The sequence below is a fragment of the Pantoea sp. alder81 genome, from assembly GCF_020179835.1.
GTDB lineage: Bacteria > Pseudomonadota > Gammaproteobacteria > Enterobacterales > Enterobacteriaceae > Pantoea.
This window is the reverse complement of the sequence record NZ_JAIUDA010000032.1, coordinates 1-1,229: the sequence shown is the minus strand read 5'-3', so window position 1 is coordinate 1,229 and position 1,229 is coordinate 1. Positions and strand designations below refer to the sequence as shown.

General features: G+C 51.2%; 1 protein-coding gene. It reads right to left on the bottom strand.

What is annotated here, in order from left to right; genetic code table 11:
* Positions 1-18: 18 nt before the first annotated feature.
* A protein-coding gene (locus LBW88_RS26450) for an IS3 family transposase (RefSeq protein WP_224935659.1) occupies positions 19-1,166 on the bottom strand; the annotation gives its coding sequence in 2 pieces (ribosomal slippage) (positions 19-929 and positions 929-1,166; 1,149 coding nt in all).
* Positions 1,167-1,229: the final 63 nt, after the last annotated feature.

The window sequence follows — 1,229 nt, the reverse complement described above, 5'->3', positions numbered from 1 at the left end:
TGAATCGCCACGGATAATCTAGACACTTCCGAGCCGTTGATAATACTGGTTTTCATATTCTGTCGGTGACATCTGATCGCTAGAACCATGCCGACGCTTACTGTTATAAAACATTTCGATGTAATCAAAAATATCGCTGCGGGCTTCTTCCCGCGTTCCGTAGATCTTTTTCTTTATCCGTTCGCGTTTCAACAACTGGAAAAAGCTTTCTGCAACTGCATTATCATGGCAGTTACCGCGACGGCTCATGCTGCCCTCCAGGCCGTGTGATTTCAGGAACGACTGCCACTCATGGCTTGTGTATTGACTGCCCTGATCCGAGTGAACCAGCACCTGTTTTTGGGGATTACGCCGCCATACAGCCATTAGCAGTGCGTTCAGGACAATGTCCTTTGTCATCCGGGATTGCATGGACCAGCCGATAATTTTGCGTGAGAACAGATCAACAACCACGGCCAGATACAGCCAGCCTTCGTGGGTCCTGATGTAGGTTATGTCCGTTACCCAACGCTCATCCGGAGCATCCGGATTGAACTGTCGCTGGAGCCTGTTGGGCGACACGATACTGGCCTCGCCTTTACGTGCCCGCGGGCTCCGGTATCCGACCTGAGCCTTTATCCCGACACGTTTCATCAGTCGCCAGACTCTGTTCACTCCGCACTGTTGCCCGCTGTCCCGCAGATCCAGATGGATTTTGCGATAACCATAGACGCAACCGGACTCCAGCCAGAACTGTTTTATCTGTCCTGTCAGTCTCAGGTCTGCCTGATGGCGTTGTGAATGCGGCTGCTGAAGCCAGGCGTAAAAACCACTGGGATGAACATCCAGCACCCGACAGAGCAGGCGTACAGGCCAGCAAAAGGTGTTGTCACGGATAAAGGCGTACCTCAGTCGGACAGCTTTGCGAAGTACGCCGCGGCTTTTTTTAATATGTCCCGTTCGTCGGTAACCCGCTTCAGTTCTTTCTGGAGACGGCGGATCTCGGCCTGAGCATCTGACTCTTCTTTATTAGTGGAAGAATCTGGACCGTACTTCTTTATCCAGGCGTAAAGGCTGTGGGTGGTGATATCGAGACGTGTTGCAACGCTGGCAACAGAATAACCGCGATCAACAACCTGTTTGACTGCTTCAATTTTAAACTCTTCGGGATAACGCTTACCGCTCATGGGCACCTCTCTTTAAGCCATCTTAATTGACTCTGAGGTGTCTGTTAAACCCGTGGCGATTCA